The sequence below is a fragment of the Rhodopseudomonas sp. genome (assembly GCF_036404135.1).
Taxonomy (GTDB): Bacteria; Pseudomonadota; Alphaproteobacteria; order Rhizobiales; family Xanthobacteraceae; genus Rhodopseudomonas_A.
On the sequence record NZ_DASWPE010000125.1, the window covers coordinates 24,702 to 47,523 of the forward strand.

Below are 22,822 nucleotides of genomic sequence, written 5' to 3' on the forward strand. Positions count from 1 at the left end.
AACCGCCTGATTTCGTCAGGCGTATTTTCGGCGCGGTGCGCGCCAGCAACAGAGAGCGGGAACCGATGGTCAACAAGGTCAAAGAAATCTGGGCGGCCGGCAAGGTTGTGGTCAACGGCTGGTTGGCGATTCCGTCGGGCTTCTCCGCCGAGGTGATGGCGCAATGCGGCTTCGACAGCGTCACCGTCGATCTGCAGCACGGCGTGCAGGACTATCAGACGATGGTCGGCTGTTTTCAGGCGATGCAGGCGCATCCGGTGACGCCAATGGTGCGGGTGCCGTGGAACGAACCCGGCATTATCGGCAAGGTGCTGGACGGCGGCGCCTATGGCGTGATCTGCCCGATGGTCAACAGCAAGGACGAGGCCGAGGCCTTCGTGCAGGCTTGCAAATATCCGCCGCGCGGCACCCGCAGCAACGGCCCGATCCGCGCCGGGCTGTATGGCTCGGCGGGCAACTACCAGAGCACGGCCAATGCCGAGACGCTGTGTCTTCCGATGATCGAGACCAGGACCGCGGTCGACAACATGGAAGCCATCCTCGACGTCGAGGGCATCGCCGGGGTCTATGTCGGGCCAAGCGATCTCGGCTTCTCCTATGGCCTGGTGCCGAAGCTCGACCGCGACGAGCCGGAAATTCTGGCGATCTACGACAGGCTGTTGAAGCAATGCGACAAGCGCGGGATCTATCCCGGCATCCATTGTTCGGGTCCGGCCGGCGCCGCCCGCGCCATCGGCCTCGGGTTCAAGCTGGTGACGCTGCTCAACGACAGCGGCATCATGGCCACCGCGGCGAAGCAGTGGATCGGTGAAACCCGCAAGAATTCCGGCGGCAAGGCGTAGCGCTTGCGGCTGCGCGGCGCGCCTTTACGCGATCGGTGAGCAAAATCGCACGCCGCCTGGGCAGCGCTGCCCGTTGTTAAAGCTTGATCCGCGCAGGCTCCGGTGTTCTGCTCAAAAAAGCTGCTGGAGTTGCCCGCTTTGTCGATCTTCGTCGCCCTACACCACGTCACGCATTACAAATACGACCGTCCCATCGATCTCGGCCCGCAAACCGTGCGGTTGCGCCCGGCGCCGCACACCAGGACGCCGATCCTGAGCTATTCGCTCAAGGTCACGCCTTCGAATCACTTCGTCAATTGGCAGCAGGACCCGCAGGGCAACTGGCTGGCGCGCTTCGTGTTTCCGGAGAAGGCCACTGAGCTGAAGATCGAGGTGGATTTCTCCGCCGAGATGACGGTGATCAACCCGTTCGATTTCTTCGTCGAGCCTTATGCGGAATCCTTCCCGTTCGCTTACACTAACGATTTGCAGATCGAACTCGCGCCCTATCTGGCGACCGAGCCGAGCGGCCCGCTGTTCGAGGCTTACCTCGCCGAGATCGCGCGCGAGGCGCCGAGCACGGTCAATTTCCTGGTCGACCTCAATGCCCGGCTGCGCGATCGCATCAATTACATCATCCGCATGGAGCCGGGCATCCAGACCCCGGAACATACGCTTGAAACCGGCGCCGGCTCGTGCCGCGACTCGGCCTGGCTGTTGATCCAGACGCTGCGCCGACTCGGCCTCGCGGCGCGGTTCGTCTCCGGCTATCTGATCCAGTTGCGCCCCGACATCGCTCCGATCGACGGCAAGGTCGAGGTCGAGAACGACTTCACCGATCTGCACGCCTGGGCCGAGGTCTATATCCCCGGCGCCGGCTGGATCGGCTTCGACGCCACCTCGGGGATGCTGGCCGGCGAGGGCCACATCCCGGTCGCCGCCACGCCGCATTATCGCTCGGCGGCGCCGATCTCCGGCATGGCCGGCTTCGCCAATGTCGATTTCAGTTTCGAAATGAACGTCAAGCGGATCCGCGAGGTGCCGCGGATCACCAAGCCGTTCTCCGACGAAGCCTGGGCGCGGCTCGACCAGGTTGGCGAGAAGGTCGACGCCGATCTGAAAGCGCACGACGTGCGGCTGACGATGGGCGGCGAGCCGACCTTCGTGTCGATCGACGATCTGGAATCGCCGGAATGGAATATCGCCGCGGTCGGCCCGACCAAGCGGGTGCTTGGTGACGATCTGCTGCGCCGGCTGCGCGAGCGCTTCGCGCCGGGCGGCTTGCTGCATTTTGGCCAGGGCAAATGGTATCCCGGCGAAAGCCTGCCGCGCTGGGCGTTCGGCCTGTATTGGCGCAAGGACGGCGTGCCGATCTGGAAAAATCCGGCGCTGATCGCGCCGGTCGACGGCAAGCGCCCGGTCAGGATCGCGGAGGCCCAACGCTTCGCCGTGGACACCGCCAAGCGGCTCGGCATCCATTCCGACTACATCCTGCCGGCGTTCGAAGATCCGGCGCATTGGCTGCAGAAAGAGGCGGGGCTGCCGCCGAACGTCGATCCCAGCGATTCCAAGCTCGCCGATCCGGAAGAGCGCGCGCGGATGGCGCGGGTGTTCGACGAAGGGCTCAACGTGCCGAAAGGCTATGTGCTGCCGATCCAGCGCTGGAACGCGGAGGCCGATCGCTGGCGCAGCGAGCGCTGGAAATTCCGCCGCGGCAATCTGTTTCTGACGCCGGGCGATTCGCCGCTCGGGCTGCGGCTGCCGATCTCGTCATTGCCGCACATTCCCGAGGACGAATTCCCCTACACCGTGGAGCAGGACCCGCTGGAGCCGCGCGATCCGTTAGCGGAGGGTGACGCCGCAGCCGCGGCCGCGGTGCGTTCGGCGAAGGAAAAGCCGAAGAAGAAGCCGGTCCCGGTGCGCACCGCGATGTCGGTCGAGATTCGCGACGGCGTGCTGTGCGCCTTCATGCCGCCGGTGGAAAAGCTGGAAGACTATCTCGAGCTGATCCGGGCGGTGGAGGCCAGCGCCGAAGACATGCAGATGCAGGTCCATGTCGAGGGCTATCCGCCGCCGTTCGATCCCCGCGTCGAGGTGATCAAGGTGACGCCCGATCCAGGGGTGATCGAGGTCAACATTCATCCTGCGGCAAACTGGCGGCAGGCGGTGGAGACCACCTTCGGGCTCTATGAGGAGGCCGCCAAGGTCCGGCTCGGCGCCAACCGCTTCCTGATCGACGGCCGCCACACCGGCACCGGCGGCGGCAACCACGTCGTGGTCGGCGGCGGCTCGCCTTCCGATTCGCCGTTCCTGCGCCGCCCCGATTTGCTGAAGAGCTTCGTGCTGTATTGGCAGCGGCATCCGTCACTGTCCTACCTGTTCTCCGGGATGTTCATCGGCCCGACCAGCCAGGCGCCGCGGATCGACGAGGCGAGGCACGACGGGCTCTACGAACTCGAGATCGCGATCGCGCATGTGCCGCTGCCCGGCGTCGAGGCGCCGCTATGGCTGGTCGACCGGCTGTTCCGCAACATCCTGGTCGACATCACCGGCAATACGCACCGCGCCGAGATCTGCATCGACAAGCTGTATTCGCCGGACAGTGCCACCGGCCGGCTCGGCCTGGTGGAATTCCGCGCGCTGGAGATGCCGCCGGACCCGCGGATGAGTCTGGCGCAGCAATTGCTGATCCGCGCGCTGGTCGCCAAACTGTGGCGCGAGCCCTTGGACGGCAAATTCGTGCGCTGGGGCACCACGCTGCACGACCGCTTCATGCTGCCTTACTATCTGTGGGAGGATTTCAAGGGCGTGCTCGCCGAGCTCGGTGAATCCGGCTACGCTTTCTCGCCGGAATGGTTCGAGGCGCAGCTTGAATTCCGCTTTCCGGTGTTCGGCAGCGTCAGCCATGGCGGCGTCTCGCTGGAGGTGCGCCAGGCGCTGGAGCCGTGGCACGTGATGGGCGAGGAAGGCTCGGCCGGCGGCACCGTGCGTTACGTCGATTCCTCGGTCGAGCGGTTGCAACTGAAGACCGAAGGTTTTGTCGAGGGCCGCCATGTCGTCACCTGCAACGGCCGCAGGCTGCCGATGACGCCGACCGGGCGCTCCGGCGAGGCGGTGGCGGCGGTGCGGTTCAAGGCCTGGCAGCCGGCGTCGGGGCTGCATCCGACGATTCCGGTGCATACGCCTTTGGTGTTCGACATCGTCGACAGCTGGAACGGCCGTTCGCTCGGCGGCTGCGTCTACCACGTCGCCCATCCGGGCGGGCGCTCCTACGAGACCAAGCCGGTCAACTCCTATGAAGCCGAGGCGCGGCGGTTGGCGCGGTTTCAGGACCACGGCCACACCCCGGGCAAGATCGACCCGCCGCGCGAGGAGCGCAGCCTGGAGTTTCCGCTCACCCTCGATCTGCGGACGCCGCTGCCGCATTAGCGCATGATCCGAAAGCCGAAGCAGGATGACGGTTTGAAGAAACCTCGTACAGCTCTGGCCTAGTTCAATTGTTCTCTTGACCGGCCGCTGCGCAAACGAGAACGTCTCTCGCAACTTCAGCGCGCACGAGTCAGGAGACCAGGTCATGGCGGAATCCGCCGCCCACGGCAGCAAGGCGCGCCCGCGCGACCGCAAGGTCGCGCAGTGGACCCGCGATTACGTGCGGCTGCCCGGCATTCCTGACGAGTTCATCACCCCGGACGGTGCGCCGCGCGAGGTCTGGAGCCGGTTCTTCGATTATTTCGCGAGTCTGACGCCGCCGGAGATCGCGCGGCGGTTCGGCGCCGCCGACCGGCATCTGCGCGAAGCCGGGGTGTCGTATCGCGCGCCCGGCGAAACCAGCGAGCGCGCCTGGCCGCTCAGCCACGTGCCGTTGTTGATCGACGAGGTCGAGTGGCAGCAGATCGCCGCCGGCATCGCCCAGCGCGCCACGCTGCTGGAAAGCGTGCTGACCGATTTGTACGGCGACGGCCGGCTGGTGGCCGACGGCGCGGTGCCGGCGGCGGCGATCGCCGGCAGCGCCGAATATCTGCGCTCGGTGTGCGGCATCAAGCCGCCCGGCGGGCGCTATCTCAATCTTTATGCCGCCGATATCGGCCGCGGCCCGGATGGCCGCTGGTGGGTGCTCGGCGATCGCACCCAGGCGCCGTCCGGCATGGGCTATGCGCTGGAAAACCGCCTGGTGCTGTCGCGCGCCTTCGCCGATCTGTACAAATCGATGAATGCCGAGCGGGTGGCGCCGTTCTTCGAGGCGTTCCGCGACCATCTGCGCGCCAGCGCCGACCGCGACGAGCCGCGGATCGGCGTATTGACGCCGGGCCGCTTCAGCGAAACCTATTTCGAACACGCCACCTTGGCGCGCTATCTCGGCTTCCTGCTGGTGGAAGGCGACGATCTCGCGGTGTCCGGCGACCGCATTCATATCCGCACCGTCGCCGGGCTGAAGCGGCTCGACGTGCTGCTGCGGCGGGTGGATTCCAACTCGCTCGATCCGCTCGAACTCGACGCCGCCTCGCAGCTCGGCGTGCCAGGACTGATCGACGTGATCCGCAAGGGCGGCGTGGTGGTCGCCAACATGCCGGGCTCCGGCGTGATCGAATCCCGCGCGCTATTGGGATTTTTGCCGAGCCTGTCGCGCCGGCTGCTCGGCGAAGAGCTGAAAATGCCGCATATCGCCACCTGGTGGTGCGGCCAGAAGAACGCCCGCGAGGAAGTGTTGGCGCGGCTCGACGATTTCGCCATCGAAGGCGCCTATGGCGGCGCGGTGCCGGGCTTCCCCGGTCCCGGGCCGGTGCTCGCCGGCAATCTGTCCGCGGCCGAGCGCGACCGGCTGCGCAGCGCGATCGGCAACCGCGGCATCGATTATGTCGGCCAGGAGCTGGTCAGCCTGTCGACCACCCCGGTGTGGGACAATGGCAAGCTGGCGCCGCGGCCGTTCGTGCTGCGGGTGTTCGCCGCCGCCACCGCCGACGGCTGGACGGTGATGCCCGGCGGGTTCTGCCGGATCGCCGAGCGGCTGGATTCCCGCGCGGTGTCGATGGGGCAGGGCGCACGCGCCGCCGACGTCTGGGTGGTGTCGGAGAAGGCGGTCACCGCCTCGACGCTGCTGCCGACCGTCGACATGGTGCGGATCAAGCGGATCACCGGCTGGGTGCCGAGCCGCGCCGCCGACAATCTGTTCTGGCTCGGCCGTTACCTGGAGCGCGCCGAGGGCACGCTGCGACTGGTGCGCGCACTCAGCGTGCCGCAGCGCGATCCCGGCAAGGGTCCGCAGCATCATTCGCTGGAGCGGATCCAGCGGCTGCTGGTGACTTGGGGTGCGACCGCCTTGGGTGCCCGCGCCAATCCCTCGAAGATCGCCGCCGAGGCATTGCAGAACGACAAGGAATTCGGCTCGGCGTTGTCTTTGGTACGCGCCGCGCAGCGCAATGCCGCGTCCTTGCGCGAGCGGCTGTCGCCGGACGCCTGGCAGGTCATCACCCAGATGGCGGAGCGGCTGGCGCAGCCGGTGGAGGACGACGACGGCGTGGTCAGCGCCGCCGACCTGACGCTGCAGGAGCTGGCGAGCTTCGCCGGCCTCGCCCAGGAGAACATGAACCGCGCCGCCGGCTGGCGCTTCCTGAAGATGGGCCGCCGTATCGAGCGCGCCATCAATACCACGCGGTTTGCGCGACAATTCGCCTATGACGAGGCCAGCGCCGAAGATCTCGATATCCTGCTGACGCTGGTGGACTGCCAGATCACCTATCGGTCGCGCTATCTGGTCGGCGCGCTGCTGCCGCCGGTGCGCGATCTGGTGGTGCTCGATCCCTACAATCCGCGCTCGGTCGCGTTCCAGGTGCAGGAGCTCAACGACCACATCGCCAGCCTGCCGCCGCTGCGCGCTGGCGGGTTGATCGAGCGGCCGCAGCGGCTTGCGGTGGCGCTTCAGGCGGACATGATCACCGCGGAGGCGGCGACGCTCGACGGCAAAGCGCTGTTTGCGTTGGAGCAGGATCTGCTACAACTGGCCGACGCGATCGGCTCGCGCTACTTCCCGCATGGCGCCAGCGCGATGCGGCCGGAGAAGCTGATGGGGCTGGCGTGATCTACGATATCCGGCACCTCACCACCTATAGTTACGGCAGCGCGGTGACCTACGCGCGTTGTTCGCTGCGGCTGAAGCCGGTCAATGGCGACGGCCAGCAACTGATCTCGCACAGCGTGGAGATCAGGCCGCGGCCGATCAATCGCGCAAGCCGGCTGGATTTCTTCGGCACCGATACCGAAAGCGTGCTGATCGAAACCGCGCATCGCGTGCTGCGCATCGACTCCCGGTCGCGGGTCGAGGTCAACCGCGAGGCGCGTAGTCGCTCTGCCGACAGTCCGGCATGGGAAGACGTGCGCGAAGCCGCCTTTGCCTCGCCGAGCCTCGTCGCCGGCTCGCCGATCGGCTACGTGTTCGCCAGTCCGCTGGCGCCGATTGAACAGCCGGTCACCGACTACGCGGCGGCGAGTTTTTCCCGCGGCGAAGGGATTTTGCGCGGCGCGGTCGATCTGATGCATCGGATCCGCACCGGCTTCAAATATGATCCGAAGGCCACCGAGATTTCCACCCCACTGAAGGAAGTGTTCGAGAAGCGCCACGGCGTCTGCCAGGATTTTGCCCATGTGATGATCGCTGGGCTGCGCGGGCTCGGGCTGCCGGCCGCCTATGTCAGCGGCTATCTGCGCACCTATCCGCCGGCCGGCCAGCCGCGGCTGCAAGGCGCCGACGCCACCCACGCCTGGGTCGCGGTGTGGTGCGGCGAGCCGATCGGTTGGGTCGGCTTCGATCCGACCAACGACATTCTGGTCGAGAACGATCACATCGTGCTGGCGCAGGGCCGCGATTTTTCCGACGTCTCGCCGGTCGACGGGGTGATCGTCGGATCGCGGCGGCAGAAGCTCGGGGTCGCCGTCGACGTCGTGCCGGTCGAATGAGCAAAGCGGGCGGCGCGGCGGCGTACGACGTGATCATCCTCGGCGCCGGCGCCGCGGGGCTGATGTGCGCTGGCATCGCCGCCAAGCGCGGCCGCTCGGTGCTGGTGATCGAGCAGGGCCAGCATCCGGGCGAAAAGATCCGGATTTCCGGCGGCGGCCGCTGCAACTTCACCAATCTGCACACCACGCCGGCGAATTTCCAATCGCAGAATCCGCGGTTCTGCCGATCGGCGTTGAGCAGCTACACCCAGCACGATTTCATCGCGCTGGTTGAAAAACACGGCATCGCCTATCACGAGAAGACCCGCGGTCAATTGTTCTGCGACGGCTCGGCCAAGCAGATCATCGACCTGCTGCTGGCCGAAATGCGTGCCGGCGGGGCGCAAATCCGCTGCGGAATTCGCAGCCCACAGATTGCGAAGACCGCGGATGGTTTCACGCTCACGACCGATCACGGCCGGGTTTGTAGCCGCGCGCTGGCGATTGCCACTGGGGGGCCGTCGATCCCGAAGATCGGCGCCTCCGGCTTCGGCTACAAGGTGGCCGAACAATTCGGGCTTAGCATCGTGCCGCCGCGCGCCGCCTTGGTGCCGCTGACTTTCGCCCCGGCCGAACTCGCTCAATTCACCGAGCTCTCCGGCATCGCGGTCGACGCGGTGGTGAGTTGCGGCAAGACCAGATTCGACGAGGCGCTGCTGTTCACCCATCGCGGCCTGAGCGGGCCGGCGATCTTGCAAATCTCGTCCTATTGGCGCGACGGCGAGGAGATCGCGATCGACCTGGCGCCCGGCATCGACGTGCTTGCGGCCCTGAAAGCGGCGCGCCGCGTGCACCCGCGGCAGGAATTGGCGGCGGCGCTGGGCTCCCTGTTGCCGAAGCGGCTGGCGCAGGCGATCGCCGAGCGGCAGCAGCCGCCGGCGCGGATCGCCGACTGTTCCGACAAGGCGCTGGCGGCCGCCGCGGCCGACGTCAAGCAATGGCGGGTCAAGCCGAACGGCACCGAAGGCTACCGCACCGCCGAGGTGACGCTGGGCGGCGTCGATACCAGCGCGCTGTCGTCGAAGACGTTCGAAGCCCGCGCGGTGCCTGGCTTGTACTTCATCGGCGAAGTTGTCGACGTCACCGGCCAGCTCGGCGGCTTCAACCTCCAATGGGCCTGGTCGTCGGGCGCCGCCGCCGGCCGCGCGGTGTAGTTGGCGCGGTCGCGGTAATTGCGATCCGTCTGACCCTCGTTCCGTTCTCTGCACCTCACAAAGACCCTCGGTCATTCCGGGGCGCGAGCAGCTTTGGTTGCGAGTGAACCCGGAATCTCGCAACAGGCAGCCGCAGCGCGTCGTCGCGTCGCAAGATTCCGGGTTCGCTTGCGGCTATCGCCTCTCGCGCCCCGGAATGACGACCTTTGTTTGTATCGGGCGCATCGAATGATCCGGCCTGGAGTCACCGCAAGAAAGCGCAAACTGATCGATCAGTTGCTATTACCTAGGGTTTATACCAGTCCTGCTTTAACGCCTGATTGGTGTTCTTGTGAAAGTCTATGGCCGAGCGTGGCGGTGCGAACCGCCGCTGCATGAGTCATGGAGAATGAATGTGATGATGCGTCCCTCGCTGTTGCTGCGCTCCGCGCTTTTTGCCGCTGCCGTCCCGTTCGCGGCTTACGCCGCCGAAGGCGCCGGCAAGGACGACGCCGTGGCGATGGTGAAGAGCGCGGTCAACTTCATCAAGGCGCAGGGGCCGGACCAGGCCTATACGGCGATCAGCGACAAGACCGGCAAATTCGTCGCCGGCGACCTCTACGTCGTGGTCTATCAGCTCGACGGCAAGGTGCTGGCGCACGGCTCCAACCAGAAATTCGTCGGCAAGGACATGATCGACGCCCAGGACGTCGACGGCAAGCTGTATGTGAAGGAACGGGTCGAACTCGCCGCCAAGCAGCCGTCGTTCTGGCAGGATTATAAATTCGTCAATCCGGTCAGCAAGAAGGTCGAGCCGAAGCAGATGTATTGCGAGAAGTTGGACAACACCGCGGTCTGTGCCGGGATCTACAAGTAACCATGGCACCGTAAGTCCGCCGCAACGACCAGACCGAGCGAAGAGTGCCATGCTGAAGTTGATCAGGAACCTCGGTTTGCCGTGGAAGGTGCAGCTCGCCCCGGCTGTGCTGATCGTCGCGCTGGTGGCGGTCGGCCTCTACACCTTGCAGACGCTGAAGCTCAACCGGGCAAACGCCGACGCGCTGATCGCCGGACCCGTGCGGCAGTCCGAACTCGCCGGCGAACTGGATTCCACCTTGTGGGAAGCCCACGCCAAGCTGTATCGGCTGGCCGCGATGGCTTCCAACGAAACCGACGCCAGCAAGATTGCCGCCGCCTCCAAGGAGGCCACCGCGGCCGCCGCCAAGGTGCCGGGCGCGCTGCAGGCGATCGAAGGCGTGTTCGACCCCGCCACGGTCAAGCCCGAGGTGCTGACCAAGCTGAAGAGCGCGGTGGCGGGCTATCTCAAGCAATCCGGCGGCGCCATCGACATGGCCGACGGCGATCCCGGCTCGGCGATGATGTTCATCAAAGGCGCGGAGCGGCATTTCGGCGAGATCGATTCGTTGACCGACCAATTGACGCTGGCCAGCAACGAAAGCCGCGATCTCGAAGTGGCGCGTTCCGGCCTCCGGCTGGAGCAGCAGCAGTCCGTGCTGCTGGCGATCCTGGTGGCGGTGGCGCTCATCGGCGTGCTGGTCTCGTTCCTGATCGGCCGCGATATTTCCCGCCCGGTGGTGGTGATGGCGCGGGCGATGCGCGAACTCGCCAGTGGCAATTTCGCCGTGCAATTGCCCGGCCTCGATCGTCACGACGAGGTCGGCCAGATGGCCCGCGCCGTCGAGGAGTTCAAGATTCAGGCTTCCGCCAAGGCCGCGCGCGAGGTCGCCGAGCGCGAGGACAAGACCCGCGAATTGGCTGCCGCGCGTCGCGTCGAGCTGCACGATCTCGCCGAGCGTTTCGAAGCCGCGGTCGGCGAGATCATCGAAAACGTCGGCACCGCGTCGGGCGAATTGGAAAGCTCGGCGGTGGTTCTGGCGAAAAGCAGCGCCGCGACGCAGCAGCTCAGCACCGTGGTCACCGCGGCCTCGGAAGAAACCTCGAGCAATGTGCAATCGGTGGCCGACGCCACCGAGCAGATGGCGGCCTCGATCAGCGCGATCGGCAGCCAGGTGCAATTGTCCGGCAAGATCACCGACGAGGCGGTGCAACAGGCGCAACAGACCGACGCCCGTATCGCCAAGCTGGCGCTGGCCGCCGGCCGGATCGGCGACGTCACCGAGATGATCGCCAAGATCGCAGCGCAAACCAATCTGCTGGCGCTCAACGCCACGATCGAATCCGCCCGCGCCGGCGAGGCCGGTCGCGGCTTTGCCGTGGTGGCGCAGGAGGTCAAGGAGCTGGCGCAGCAGACCGCGCAGGCCACCGGCGAGATCAGCGCGCAGATCGCCGAGATGCAGGCCGCGACGGAGGAATCGGTGCTGGCGATCAAGGAAATCGGCGGCACCATCGCCCGGGTCTCGGGCATCGCCGCGACCATCGCGGCGTCGATCGAGGCGCAGGGCGCCGCCACCCGCGACATCGCCCGCAACGTGCAGCAGGCGGCGATCGGCACCACCCAGGTCGCCAACAATATCGGCGACGTCAGCCGCGGCGCCACCGACATCGGCTCGGCCTCCTCGCAGGTGCTGTCGTCGGCGCAGCTGTTGTCGAGCGAGAACAAGCGGCTGAAGGCCGAGGTGCACAAGTTCCTGGCGACCGTCAGGGTCGCCTAACGCGCGCTCCGATGATAGTTTGCGGCCAAGCCGTCGCGCGCGGGCGCGGCGGCCGGTTCGGAGCCGCCATGGTCTATCGCCACACCATCGATCATCACAGCTTTGTCTTCGCCGATCTGCGCGATCTGCTGGCCAAGGCGACGCCGGCGCGCTCCGGTGATCGTCTCGCCGGGCTCGCCGCCGACAGCGCCGAACAGATGATCGCCGCACGGATGGCGCTGGCCGAGCTGCCGTTGCGGCAGTTTCTCACCGAGGCGGTGGTGCCTTACGAGACCGACGAGGTGACGCGGCTGATCATCGATAGCCATGATGCCGCGGCGTTCGCGCCGATCGCGGCGCTGACCGTCGGCGGCTTTCGCGACTGGCTGCTGTCGGAGGCCACAACGCCCGCGGCGCTGGCCGGCATTGCGGCCGGGGTGACGCCGGAAATGGCCGCGGCGGCCGCCAAGCTGATGCGCAACCAGGATCTGATTCTGGTGGCGAAGAAATGCGCGGTGATCACCCGGTTTCGCAATACCATCGGACTGCCCGGCCGCATGAGCGTGCGGCTGCAACCGAATCATCCGTTCGACGACGAACGCGCGATCACCGCCTCGATCGTCGACGGGCTGCTGCTCGGATCGGGCGACGCCTGCATCGGCATCAATCCGGCCTGCGACGATCCGGCGGTGCTCGGCCGGCTGGTGCAACTGCTCGACGACGTGATCGGCCGGCTGCAGATCCCGACGCAGAGCTGCGTCTTGACCCACGTCACCACTACGCTGGCGCTGATCGAACAGGGCCTGCCGGTCGATCTGGTATTTCAGTCGATCGCCGGCACCGAGGCCGCCAACCGCAGCTTCGGCATCGACCTGGCGCTCTTGAAACAGGCGCATGATGCCGGGCTGTCGCTGGCGCGCGGCAGCGTCGGCAACAATGTGATGTATTTCGAGACCGGGCAGGGCTCGGCGCTGTCCGCCAACGCCCATCACGGCGTCGACCAGCAGACCTGCGAGGCTCGCGCCTATGCGGTGGCGCGCGCCTTCGATCCGCTGTTGGTCAACAGCGTGGTCGGTTTCATCGGGCCGGAGTACCTCGCCGACGGCAAACAGATCATCCGCGCCGGGCTGGAGGATCATTTCTGCGGCAAGCTGCTCGGCCTGCCGCTCGGCGTCGACATCTGCTACACCAACCACGCCGAGGCCGACCAGGACGACATGGATACTTTGCTGACCTGCCTCGCCGCCGCCGGCGTCACTTTCATCATGGGGATACCGGGCGCCGACGACGTGATGCTGAACTACCAGTCGACATCGTTCCACGATGCGCTCTATGTCCGCGAGCTGTTCGGGCTCAAGCGCGCGCCGGAATTCGACGCCTGGCTGCAGCGCAGCGGGCTCGCCGGCGCGGATTTCCGGCTCACCGAGCCCGAACTGCTGCTGCCGGAATTCGCCGCGCGGCTGATCGCCTGACGGCAGCCGGCGCATTGAACCGCAGCCGTCGCAGTCGCGACTGACGCAACGATGCCGCCATAATCTTGAGGAATTTCTGGCCCAGTCTGGGCAGCCATGCTTAATTACGGTGGCTCAGCGGTTCTCGATGCGTGGAACGGTTCGGCACACTGCGGATTGCCTTGGCGTCAAGCATTTGCCACCTCTCCCAAGACTCGCGAGAATCGCGCTGGACGAACCGGGAGTTGCCGCGGGTCGATGAGTTTGTTGCAGGGGGAGTCCGATGAGAGCTGAAGGTGGCCAGACGGCCCGACGCATCCTGTGCGTGTTTCCGCGTTACACCTCCTCATTCGGCACCTTCGAACACGCCTATCCGCTGACCGACGGGGTGCAGGCGTTCATGCCGCCGCAGGGCATTCTGGTGATCGCGGCCTATCTGCCGGAGAACTGGGAGGTCCGCTTCGTCGACGAAAACATCCGCGTCGCCTCGGCGGAGGATTTCCAATGGGCCGAGGCGGTGTTCGTCTCCGGCATGCACATCCAGCGCAACCAGATGAACGACATCTGCCGGCGCGCCCACGCCTATGATCTCGCGGTGGCGATCGGCGGCCCCTCGGTCAGCGCCTGTCCGGATCATTATCCGAGCTTCGATTATCTGCACATCGGCGAGCTCGGCGACGCCACCGATCAATTGATCGCGCGGCTGGCGCGCGATCCGTCGCGGCCGGATCAGCAGGTGGTGCTGCAGACCGAAGACCGCCTCGACATGACGCTGTTTCCGATCCCGGCCTATGAGCTCGCCGAATGCGGCAAGTATTTCCTCGGCAGCGTGCAATATTCCAGCGGTTGCCCGTATCAATGCGAGTTTTGCGACATTCCAGGACTCTACGGCCGCAATCCGCGGCTGAAGACCCCGGAGCAGATCGTCACCGAACTCGACCGCATGCTGGAATGCGGCATCCAGGGCTCGGTGTATTTCGTCGACGACAATTTCATCGGCAACCGCAAGGCCGCGCTCGACTTGCTGCCGCATCTTGTCGAATGGCAGAAGCGGACCGGGTTTTCGATCCGGCTGGCCTGCGAGGCCACGCTGAATATCGCCAAGCGGCCGGAAATCCTGCAATTGATGCGCGAGGCCTATTTCGTCACGGTGTTCTGCGGCATCGAGACCCCGGAGCCCGAGGCGCTGCGGGCGATGCACAAGGACCACAACATGATGGTCCCGATCATGGAGGCGATCGAGACGCTGAACGGTTACGGGCTCGAGGTGGTATCGGGAATCATTCTCGGGCTCGACACCGACAAGCCGGAGACCGGCGCCAATCTGCTGCACTTCATCGCGCAGTCGCAGATCCCGCTGCTCACCATCAATCTGTTGCAGGCGCTGCCGAAGACGCCGCTGTGGGACCGGCTGGAGCGCGAGCATCGCCTGGTCGTCGACGAGGATCGCGATTCCAACGTCGATTTCCTGCTGCCCTATGACGACGTGGTGGCGACCTGGAAGGACTGCATGGCGGAGGCCTATCAGCCGGACAAGCTGCTGGCGCGCTTCGAATATCAAATCCAGCACACCTACGGCAACCGGCGCCCGCTGCCGGCGTCGCCGCAGCGCGCGTCATGGGCCAACATCAAGCGCGGCCTGATCATGCTGCGCAACGTGCTCTGGCAGGTCGGCGTCAAGGGCGATTATCGGCGGGCGTTCTGGAAGTTTGCCTGGCAGCGGCTGCGCCGCGGCGAGATCGAGCATTTTCTCAGCGTCATCTTGGTGGCGCATCATCTGATCGTGTACGCCCGCAAAGCCTGCATCGGGCAGGCCGCCGCATCGAATTATTCACTGCGGCTCAGCCAGGCCTCGGTGCCTGCCGAATGAAACGCCTGCGATGACCACGCAACCGCCGCCCTCTCCGCTGCCATCGCTGCGCGACCTGCGCCGGCTGACGCCCGCGCGGGTCGGGCTCGGCCGCGCCGGCGGCAGCCTGCCGACCCAGGCGTTGCTGGACTTCACCCTGGATCATGCCCGCGCCCGCGACGCGGTGCATTCGGCGTTCGACAGCGAACGGCTCGCCGCCGAGCTTTCGGCGTTGGGGCTTGCGAGCTGCGAGGTGTCGAGCCGCGTCCGCGGCCGCCACGATTATCTGGTGCGGCCCGACCTTGGCCGGCAACTCGACCCGGCGTCGCGCGATGTGCTTGCGGCGTTTGGCGGCGCTTGCGACCTGGCGCTGATGGTCGGCGACGGATTGTCGCCCACCGCGGTCAACGCCCGCGCCGTCGAGGTGGTGCGCGCGTTGCTGCCGCGGCTGGCTGCGGCGCAAATCCGACTCGGCGCGGTGGCGGTGGCGACCGGTGCGCGGGTGGCGCTCGGCGACGAGATCGGCGTGCTGCTCGGGGCGCGGATGGTGCTGGTGCTGATCGGCGAACGGCCGGGAATGTCGGCGCCGGCCAGCATGGGTGCCTATCTGACCTTCGGGCCGCGGCCGGGGCTCACCGATGCCGAACGCAACTGCGTCTCCAATATTCACGCCGCCGGCATCAGCAATGACGAGGCGGCGTTCAAGATCGGCTGGCTGGTGCGTGAGAGTTTTGCGCGGCAGATCTCCGGCGTCGCGCTGAAGGACGACAGCGCCTTGCAGGGACCTGACGCCGCCACGCCCCTGGTCGAGCGCAGGTGACAAACCTCGCTGCCCCATGCGGCCGGCGCCGCGCCGCCTGCTTGCCGGACCTGATCGACACCTGCTAGACCGTGTCGTGGCGTTTTATCGCTTGTTTTCAAGGACTAACGCGGGTTCGGCGGCGTCGCATTGATGCCCCGAAAAGCTGCTAGGTCGCAGACGCCGACAGGACGGGATAGTGTATGCTTGATAAGAACGCCAACGGATCCGACGTTGAGGAATTGAAGCGCCGGTCGGTCAGCATCGCCTTCGGCATCGAGCGGCTGGGGCTGATCGCGGTGAAGACCCCGATCCTGTCCTGCATCATTCTGCTGGCCCTGGTGGTCGCCGCGATCTTCGGCATCGAGCGGATCAAGATCGACGATTCGCTGAGCCAGTTGTTTCGCTCCAATTCCAAGGAATATCGCCAGTACGAGGAAGTCACCAAGCGCTTTCCCTCCACCGAATTCGACGTGCTGGTGGTGGTCGAAGGCAAGACGCTGCTGGAACGCGACAACCTGGAAAAAGTCCGCGACCTCGTCACCGACCTGCAACTCGTGGAGGGCACGCGAGGCCTGATCTCGCTGTTTTCGGCGCGGCAGGCGCCGGCGCCCGGCAAGCTGCCGGCGGCGCTGTTTCCTAACGAATTGCCCGAGGGCGCCGACTACGCCAAATTCATCGAGACCGTGAAGAGCAACGAAATCATCCGCGGCAAGCTGTTGTCGGAAGATGGCACGCTGGCGCTGATCGTGCTGTCGCTCGATCCCGAGGTGGTCGGCAACAACCGGCTCAACAAAACCGTCGGCGAAATCCGCAAGATCATGACCGACGATCTCGCCGACACCGGACTGTCCAAGCAATTGTCCGGCGTGCCGGTGATGCAGCTCGAAATCCGCAACGCGGTCGAGCGCGACGGGCTTATCTACAACGTCGCGGGCATTTTGGCCGGCTGCCTGATCGCGATCATCTTCTTCCGCAAGGTGTCGTTCATGATCGTGGCGGCGTTTCCGCCGCTGTTGGCGATCCTGCTGGCGCTCGGCGTATTGGGCTGGGCCGGTTTCAGCCTCAACATGTTTCTCAACGTGATGACGCCGCTGATCATGGTGATCAGCTTCTCGGATTCGATGCAGCTGACCTTTGCCGCGCGCGATCGATTGCTGGCCGGCGAGGATCGCTTCACGGCGTTTCGCAACGCCGTGCTGGTGGTCGGGCCGGCCTGCGTCTTGACCCATGCCACCGCCGGAATTTCGTTTCTGGCGTTGCAGTTCTCGGATTCCGACCTGATCCGCGCGTTCGGCGAGGCTGGGCTCGCCGCCACCGTCATCGCGCTGATCGCGGTGTTGTCGCTGGTGCCGGTGTTCGGCGTGCTGTTGGTGCGCAACGAGCAGGTGTTCGCCGCGAAATTCCAGGCTGCCGACGCCGGCGTCAACGCGCTGCGGCGGTTCTGCTACTGGATCGCGGTGCGGATGGTCGGCCGCCCCGGGCTGTTCAGCCTGATCGCGGTGATCGTGGTCGGCGGCCTGGCGGTGATCTATGCCAATCTGGAGCCGCGCTATCGGCTGGCCGATCAGGTGCCGGACAAGCAGCAGGCGGTCGAGGCCTCCGGTCGGCTCGACGCCAAGCTCACCGGCGCCAACCCGATCGACATCCTGGTCGAATTCCCCAAGGGCGAGACGCTGTATTCGCCGGAAACCCTGCAGACCATCGCCGACGTCCACGCCATGGTGGAAAAGCAGGCCGGCGTCGGCAACGTCTGGTCGCTGGAAACCCTGCGGCGCTGGCTCGCCGAGAAGGCCGGCAGCTCCGACGTCGCGACGCTGCAGCAATACGTCAACGTGATCCCGGAGCATCTGGTGCGCCGCTTCATCTCCGCCGACCAGACCGCGGTGGTGGTGTCCGGGCGGGTGCCGGACCTCGACTCCAGCGAAATCCTGCCGGTGGTGGAGAAGCTCGACACATCGCTCGACGCGGTGCGCAGCAAACACCCCGGCTATGAGGTGGCGGTCACCGGGCTGTCGGCGATCGCGGCGCGCAACTCGGCCAACATGATCCAGAAGCTCAATCGCGGCCTGACCATCGAATTCGCGCTGGTCGCGGTGTTCATCGGGCTGGCGTTCCGCTCCTTCGTGGTGATGTTCGCCTGCATCCTGCCCGGCATCTTCCCGGTGGTGCTGTCCGGCACCGTGCTGTGGGCACTCGGCGAGGGGCTGCAATTTGCCAGCGTGGTGGCGCTGACGGTGTCGTTCGGGCTGGGCCTTTCCGCCACCATCCACTTCCTCAACCGCTTGCGGCTGGAGGACCGCCCCGGCGTCGGCTCGGCGCAGGCGGTGGAGCGCGCCACGGTGCTGGTCGGTCCGGCTTTGATCCTGACCACGGTGGTCTTGGCCTGCGGCCTGGTGGTGACGGTGTTTTCCGATCTGCCGTCGCTGCGGCTGTTCGGCTGGCTGAGCGCCTTTGCGATGGTCGCAGCATTGGTCGCGGATCTGTTCATCCTGCGGCCGACCGCGATGTTCCTGATCACGCTGTCGCAGCGGCTCAGCGCCGCGATGCATCGCAGCCCGAAGCCCGGCCAGCTGTAAACGTCGCGCCGCAAGGCAAAACAAAAGCGCGGCCGAGAAAGACGACCACGCCAATCTCGACCGCGCTTTCAGATCGTCGGAGCACGGCGCCGGGAGATTCCCCGCGCGGCGCGGCCGGCTTAGCTGCGCACCATGCTGATGTTGACGCCGCGGATCTCGCCCTTCGAGCTGATCGAGACCTGCTGCTTGTTGCCGCGCGAGGTCAGCGTCAGGTTGGCGGCGAAGCCCGCGGCTTCGACGAACACCTCGATCTGGCCGCCGCCGGCGCGGCCCTGCAGATTGCCGTTGATGTTGCGGCTGGCCTCGGTCCAGGTGCCGGACACGTTGCCGCCCTGGCTGATCACCCGGCTGCTGAGATCGAATTTGTAGCTGTCGGAGGCGCAGCGCAGGGTCTGGTTCAAGCCCTGACCGCCGCCGCCGACACTATAGGTCGCCCGGCAACGAATCCGCTCGTTGGTGCCGTCCGACAGCGAGACCGTTCCGGTGCCGGACCAGACCCCGTCAAATCCCGCGAAAGGGCCGCCCGATTGCGCCTGGCTCGCTGAAGCCGACAGCACGAGCGCCACGGCGACGCCGGCGGCCTTCAGCGCGGGCATGGAGAATCCGGAGCGAAGCAGTCTCATATTTCGTTACCTCTGAAAATTGCCGTTCCCGCGAGGGAGGTTCGCCGTACCCGTGAGCGTTAGTCGGGACGAAGATGGTTTGGTTCAAGCCCATATAAGTAGGGTCGCGTCCCGCGCAACGCCAGATGCGCGGGGATGCGCCGCATCGCGCAGGCCGCGCGATCAGATTCGCGGATGCAGTTTGACGCAAAACCAGCCGTCAGGTTCCGTTGCGCCGCAAACTCATTCAAATTTGCAAGGCCGCAACGCTCGGCCGCCTTGTCACTGGCGAAAGCTGTCTGATTTTGACGGCGCCGCAAATTTGGCCGCATTTGCAGGCGCATCTGCTTGCGAACCGTCCCCAAGACGGGTTTACCGCAAGGGCAGATCCGCGTAAGCGTCCTCGGCCCGTGAACGACGTCCGGCCTTGATGCGACCAGCGCTGGCTCAGCGCGCGTGTCATCGGTGGACGAACGTCGTCTGCGCGGCAGGCCGCGCATTTTGGGTCTGCACTGCGATGATCCGCTGGTTATGGAATTCCTCTCTGCCCCACCGTGAAGGACACCAATGCCGAAATTTATTCTTGCACTGACCTTGCTGCTCGTTGCCATTTCCAGCGCCGATGCCCAGCAACAACGCAGCGGCACCAAAGAGGAGCAGGAAGCCTGCTCGCGCGACGTCACCCGGTTCTGCCGGCCGCTGATGGATCAGGGTGACTTCGTCATTCTGGCGTGCCTGCAGCAGAACCGGCCGAAGCTGACCAAGGCCTGCAACCAGGTGTTGCTCAACCACGGCCAATAAGCCCGGCGTTTCACCCGGCTGCCGCGTCGCGCGGCAGTCCGGGAAATCCCCGGAACCGGCACCAAGCCTTAGATATCGTTGGTGAAGCCGGCGATTTTCCCTTATATGGCGTCGCGATCGTCCCGCTCCCGGGCTTGGCCAGGGAGCGATGGCGCGCGGCGTCACCCCTGTTTTGAGCGAGTTACCCGTCCCGATGACCACCGCGAGCGAGCTGCGATCCGGCAAGACCCACAAGGACGAGAATTTTCCGGTGGCCTCGTGGATCATCCATCCGCGGCACCGCGCGCTGATCCTTTCGTTCTATAATTTTGTCCGCACCGCGGACGACATCGCCGACCACGCCGAGCTCAGCGATCAGGCCAAGCTCGGCTATCTCGATCTGATGGAAGCCGAGCTGCTCGGGCAGGGCGACAGCCAGAAGGAAGCGGTCGATCTGCGCCGCGCGCTGGCGGCGCGGGCGATGCCGCCGCGCCACGCGCTCGACGTGCTGACCGCGTTCCGCATGGACGTCACCAAATCGCGCTACGAGACCTGGGACGAGGTGATCCATTATTGCCGCTATTCCGCCATGCCGGTCGGCCGCTTCATGCTCGACGTCCATGGCGAGAGCCGCGCGACCTGGGCGGCGTCGGACGCTTTGTGCGCCGGCTTGCAGATCAACAACCACCTGCAGGACTGCGGCAAGGACTACAGGGCCCTCAACCGGGTCTATCTGCCGCGCGACGCGCTGGCGGAGGCCGGCGCTACGGTGGAACAGTTGGCGCAGCCGCACGCCTCGGCGGCGTTGCTAAAATGCCTGCACGCGCTGGCGCTGCGCACCGAGACCCTGCTCGACGAGGCCAGATCGCTCAGCGCCGAGATCAAAGATGTCCGGCTCGGGCTCGAGGTCGCGGTGATCCAGGCGTTCGCCGACAAGATCGTCGGGATGCTCAAGGTCCGCGATCCGCTCTGCGACAATGTCCACCTCAAGCCGCTTGATCTGGCACTGTCCAGCGCCGGCGGGATTTCCGCGGAACTGATCCGCCGCACCCTCGGTCGCCGCGCGGCCGCCAAACCGGCGCCGCGGGCATGAACCAGCAAGCCACAGCCACCCCCGCGAAGCATCAGGGCGTCGCGATGAGCAGCTCGTTCTATGCCGCGATGCGCATCCTGCCGCGTGAACAGCGCGAGGCGATGTTTCAGGTCTACAGTTTCTGCCGCTATGTCGACGACATCGCGGATTCCGACGGCCCGCGGCCGCAGCGGCTCGCCGATCTGCAGCAATGGCGCGACGACATCGACGCGCTGTATCGCGGCACTCCGCCGGCGCGGCTGCGCGACTATCTGGCTTCGCTGCAGCGCTTCGGGCTGAAGCGGCAGGATTTCCTCGACATCATCGACGGCATGGAAATGGACGTGCCGGCCGACATCCGTGCGCCGGACGAGGCGACGCTCGACCTGTATTGCGACCGCGTCGCCAGCGCGGTCGGCCGGCTGTCGGTGCGGATCTTCGGCCTGCCGGAGAATGACGGCATTTCGCTCGCGCATCATCTCGGCCGCGCGCTGCAACTGACCAACATTCTGCGCGACATCGACGAGGACGCCGGGATCGGCCGGCTGTATCTGCCGCGCGAAGGCCTGCTCGCCGCCGGCATCACCAGCACCGATCCGCAGGTGGTGATCGCCGAGCCGGCGCTGCCCAAGGTCTGCGTGCCGCTGGTGGCGCGGGCGCAGGCTCATTTCAAGCGCGCCGACGAGGTGATGAACCGCAATCCGCGCCGCGTGGTCCGGGCGCCGCGGATCATGTCGAAATACTATCACTCGATCCTGCAACTGTTGATCGCGCGCGGATTCGACCTGCCGCGCGCGCCGGTGAAACTCGGCAAGGCCTCGCGGATCGCGATCCTGCTGCAATACGCGATCATCTGATGCCCAAGACCTTGCATAAGACCGTGCATATCATCGGAGCGGGAATCTCGGGCCTGTCGGCCGCGATCCGCCTCGCCAAGGCTGACTACCAGGTTCACGTCCACGAGGCGATGCAGCAGGCCGGCGGCCGCTGCCGCTCGTATTTCGACGCCGCGACCGGGCTCACCATCGACAACGGCAATCACCTGCTATTGTCCGGCAACAGCGCCGCGGTCGGCTATGCGCGTTCGATCGGCACTGAGGCCGGGCTGGTCGGCCCCGCCACCGCGCAGTTTCCCTTCGTCGATCTCGCCAATGACCGGCGCTGGACGTTGCAGCTCGGCGACGGCCGGCTGCCGCTGTGGGTGCTCGACGAAGCGCGCCGGGTGCCGGGCACCAAGCTGCGCGACTATCTGGCGCTGATGCCCTTGATCTGGGCGCCGACCAGCCGGCTGGTCGGCGATGCGATCCGCTGCGACGGCCCTCTGTATCGCAACCTGGTGCAGCCTTTGCTGTTGGCCGCGCTCAACGTCGATCCGCCGGAAGGCTCGGCGGGTCTCGCCGGCGCCGTGGTGCGCGAAACGCTTTTGGCCGGCGGCAAGGCCTGCCGGCCGCTGATCGCGCGCGACGGCTTGAGCGCGGTCTTGGTCGAGCCCGCGGTGGATCAGTTGCGCAGCGCCGGCGCCGGCGTGCAATTCGGCCACGAATTGCGCAAACTCAGCTTTGTCGACGGCAAGGTCAGCGGCTTGGATTTCGGCGACGACAGCATCGCGCTTGGCCCCGATGACGCCGTGGTGCTGGCGGTGCCGCCGCGGCCGGCGGCGTCGCTGCTGCCGGGCCTGAAAACGCCGGGCAAATATCGCGCGATCGTCAACGCGCATTTCAACTATGCGCCGCCGCCCGGCCAGCCGGCGCTGGTCGGCGTGGTCGGCGGCCTCGTGGAATGGCTATTCGCATTTCCGAACCGGCTCTCGGTCACCATCAGCAATGGCGACCGGCTGGTCGAACTGCCGCGCGAGCAACTCGCCCAGGACATCTGGCGGGAGATCTGTACGCTGACCGGGATCGCGGCCGAGCTGCCGCCGTGGCAGATCGTGCGCGAGCGCCGCGCCACCTTCGAGGCGACGCCTGCGCAGAACGCGTTGCGCCCGGGGCCGGTCACGGCGTGGAAGAATCTGATTCTTGCCGGCGACTGGACCGATACCGGGCTGCCGGCGACGATCGAGGGATCGGTGCGCTCGGGCAACCGTGCGGCTGACCTCGTGCAGGCGGCCGGCCGAAGCTGAGCGCCCGAAACG

Annotated in this window: 16 protein-coding genes; 15 read left to right on the forward strand and 1 reads right to left on the reverse strand. The window is 66.1% G+C overall.

The genetic code is table 11. The features are described 5' to 3' along the window. Nucleotides 1–65: 65 nt before the first annotated feature. From VGC77_RS15590 to VGC77_RS15640, 11 genes are all read left to right on the forward strand, one after another. Nucleotides 66–842, forward strand: coding sequence for an HpcH/HpaI aldolase family protein (locus VGC77_RS15590; RefSeq protein WP_331172476.1), 777 nt, complete (start codon nucleotides 66–68; stop codon nucleotides 840–842). Between the two features lie 138 nt (nucleotides 843–980). Next, nucleotides 981–4,250, forward strand: coding sequence for a transglutaminase family protein (locus VGC77_RS15595; protein ID WP_331172505.1), 3,270 nt, complete (start codon nucleotides 981–983; stop codon nucleotides 4,248–4,250). Nucleotides 4,251–4,395: 145 nt separating this feature from the next. Next, complete coding sequence (locus VGC77_RS15600; protein WP_331172477.1) at nucleotides 4,396–6,897, forward strand: circularly permuted type 2 ATP-grasp protein; 2,502 nt, start codon at nucleotides 4,396–4,398, stop codon at nucleotides 6,895–6,897. Next, the gene (locus tag VGC77_RS15605) at nucleotides 6,894–7,772 is read left to right on the forward strand and encodes a transglutaminase family protein (protein WP_331172478.1); all 879 of its coding nucleotides are present in this window, start codon (nucleotides 6,894–6,896) and stop codon (nucleotides 7,770–7,772) included. The genes VGC77_RS15600 and VGC77_RS15605 overlap by 4 nt, the downstream gene beginning before the upstream one ends. Further along, nucleotides 7,769–8,965, forward strand: a complete 1,197-nt coding sequence (locus VGC77_RS15610; protein WP_331172479.1) for an NAD(P)/FAD-dependent oxidoreductase — start codon at nucleotides 7,769–7,771, stop codon at nucleotides 8,963–8,965. The genes VGC77_RS15605 and VGC77_RS15610 overlap by 4 nt, the downstream gene beginning before the upstream one ends. A 397-nt stretch (nucleotides 8,966–9,362) precedes the next feature. Then, entirely contained in the window at nucleotides 9,363–9,821 is a 459-nt protein-coding gene (locus VGC77_RS15615; RefSeq protein WP_414709680.1) for a cache domain-containing protein, read from the forward strand. A 49-nt stretch (nucleotides 9,822–9,870) separates the two neighbouring features. Next, nucleotides 9,871–11,577 (forward strand): methyl-accepting chemotaxis protein, encoded by a 1,707-nt coding sequence (locus VGC77_RS15620; protein ID WP_331172480.1) that lies wholly within the window; start codon nucleotides 9,871–9,873, stop codon nucleotides 11,575–11,577. Between the two features lie 68 nt (nucleotides 11,578–11,645). After that, complete coding sequence (locus tag VGC77_RS15625; RefSeq protein WP_331172481.1) at nucleotides 11,646–13,028, forward strand: ethanolamine ammonia-lyase subunit EutB; 1,383 nt, start codon at nucleotides 11,646–11,648, stop codon at nucleotides 13,026–13,028. 262 nt (nucleotides 13,029–13,290) lie between these two features. Beyond that, on the forward strand, nucleotides 13,291–14,877 hold the full coding sequence (locus VGC77_RS15630) for a B12-binding domain-containing radical SAM protein (RefSeq protein WP_331172482.1): 1,587 nt from the start codon (nucleotides 13,291–13,293) through the stop codon (nucleotides 14,875–14,877). Between the two features lie 10 nt (nucleotides 14,878–14,887). Continuing rightward, nucleotides 14,888–15,676 (forward strand): ethanolamine ammonia-lyase subunit EutC, encoded by a 789-nt coding sequence (gene eutC / locus VGC77_RS15635; RefSeq protein WP_331172483.1) that lies wholly within the window; start codon nucleotides 14,888–14,890, stop codon nucleotides 15,674–15,676. A 182-nt stretch (nucleotides 15,677–15,858) separates the two neighbouring features. Further along, a complete protein-coding gene (locus VGC77_RS15640; RefSeq protein ID WP_331172484.1) occupies nucleotides 15,859–18,234 on the forward strand; it encodes an efflux RND transporter permease subunit in 2,376 nt (791 codons plus the stop codon). 119 nt (nucleotides 18,235–18,353) lie between these two features. Here VGC77_RS15640 and VGC77_RS15645 read toward each other — a convergent pair whose 3' ends face one another. Continuing rightward, the gene (locus VGC77_RS15645) at nucleotides 18,354–18,857 is read right to left on the reverse strand and encodes a hypothetical protein (RefSeq protein WP_331172485.1); all 504 of its coding nucleotides are present in this window, start codon (nucleotides 18,855–18,857) and stop codon (nucleotides 18,354–18,356) included. Between the two features lie 546 nt (nucleotides 18,858–19,403). Here VGC77_RS15645 and VGC77_RS15650 point away from each other — a divergent pair. The 4 genes from VGC77_RS15650 (at nucleotide 19,404) to hpnE (ending at nucleotide 22,810) form a co-directional block, all read left to right on the forward strand. Then, nucleotides 19,404–19,637, forward strand: a complete 234-nt coding sequence (locus tag VGC77_RS15650; RefSeq protein ID WP_331172486.1) for a hypothetical protein — start codon at nucleotides 19,404–19,406, stop codon at nucleotides 19,635–19,637. A gap of 193 nt (nucleotides 19,638–19,830) precedes the next feature. Next, nucleotides 19,831–20,709: a squalene synthase HpnC gene (gene hpnC, locus VGC77_RS15655; protein ID WP_331172487.1), complete on the forward strand. Its 879-nt coding sequence runs from the start codon at nucleotides 19,831–19,833 to the stop codon at nucleotides 20,707–20,709. After that, nucleotides 20,706–21,545: a presqualene diphosphate synthase HpnD gene (hpnD, locus tag VGC77_RS15660; RefSeq protein WP_331172488.1), complete on the forward strand. Its 840-nt coding sequence runs from the start codon at nucleotides 20,706–20,708 to the stop codon at nucleotides 21,543–21,545. Before hpnC ends, hpnD begins: the two co-directional genes overlap by 4 nt. Nucleotides 21,546–21,556: 11 nt before the next feature. After that, nucleotides 21,557–22,810 carry a hydroxysqualene dehydroxylase HpnE gene (gene hpnE / locus VGC77_RS15665; protein ID WP_331172507.1) on the forward strand — a complete coding sequence of 418 codons (1,254 nt, stop codon included), beginning with the start codon at nucleotides 21,557–21,559 and terminating at the stop codon, nucleotides 22,808–22,810. The last annotated feature ends 12 nt before the right edge of the window (nucleotides 22,811–22,822 follow it).

Coding starts and splice junctions, on each gene's coding strand:
- VGC77_RS15600 (WP_331172477.1), top strand. CDS start 4,396: ATGGCGGAATCCGCCGCCCACGGCAGCAAGGCGCGCCCGCGCGACCGC.
- VGC77_RS15615 (WP_414709680.1), top strand. CDS start 9,363: ATGATGCGTCCCTCGCTGTTGCTGCGCTCCGCGCTTTTTGCCGCTGCC.
- VGC77_RS15590 (WP_331172476.1), top strand. CDS start 66: ATGGTCAACAAGGTCAAAGAAATCTGGGCGGCCGGCAAGGTTGTGGTC.
- VGC77_RS15630 (WP_331172482.1), top strand. CDS start 13,291: ATGAGAGCTGAAGGTGGCCAGACGGCCCGACGCATCCTGTGCGTGTTT.
- VGC77_RS15625 (WP_331172481.1), top strand. CDS start 11,646: ATGGTCTATCGCCACACCATCGATCATCACAGCTTTGTCTTCGCCGAT.
- hpnC (WP_331172487.1), top strand. CDS start 19,831: ATGACCACCGCGAGCGAGCTGCGATCCGGCAAGACCCACAAGGACGAG.
- VGC77_RS15640 (WP_331172484.1), top strand. CDS start 15,859: ATGCTTGATAAGAACGCCAACGGATCCGACGTTGAGGAATTGAAGCGC.
- VGC77_RS15620 (WP_331172480.1), top strand. CDS start 9,871: ATGCTGAAGTTGATCAGGAACCTCGGTTTGCCGTGGAAGGTGCAGCTC.
- hpnD (WP_331172488.1), top strand. CDS start 20,706: ATGAACCAGCAAGCCACAGCCACCCCCGCGAAGCATCAGGGCGTCGCG.
- VGC77_RS15645 (WP_331172485.1), bottom strand. CDS start 18,857: ATGAGACTGCTTCGCTCCGGATTCTCCATGCCCGCGCTGAAGGCCGCC.
- eutC (WP_331172483.1), top strand. CDS start 14,888: ATGACCACGCAACCGCCGCCCTCTCCGCTGCCATCGCTGCGCGACCTG.
- VGC77_RS15650 (WP_331172486.1), top strand. CDS start 19,404: ATGCCGAAATTTATTCTTGCACTGACCTTGCTGCTCGTTGCCATTTCC.
- VGC77_RS15610 (WP_331172479.1), top strand. CDS start 7,769: ATGAGCAAAGCGGGCGGCGCGGCGGCGTACGACGTGATCATCCTCGGC.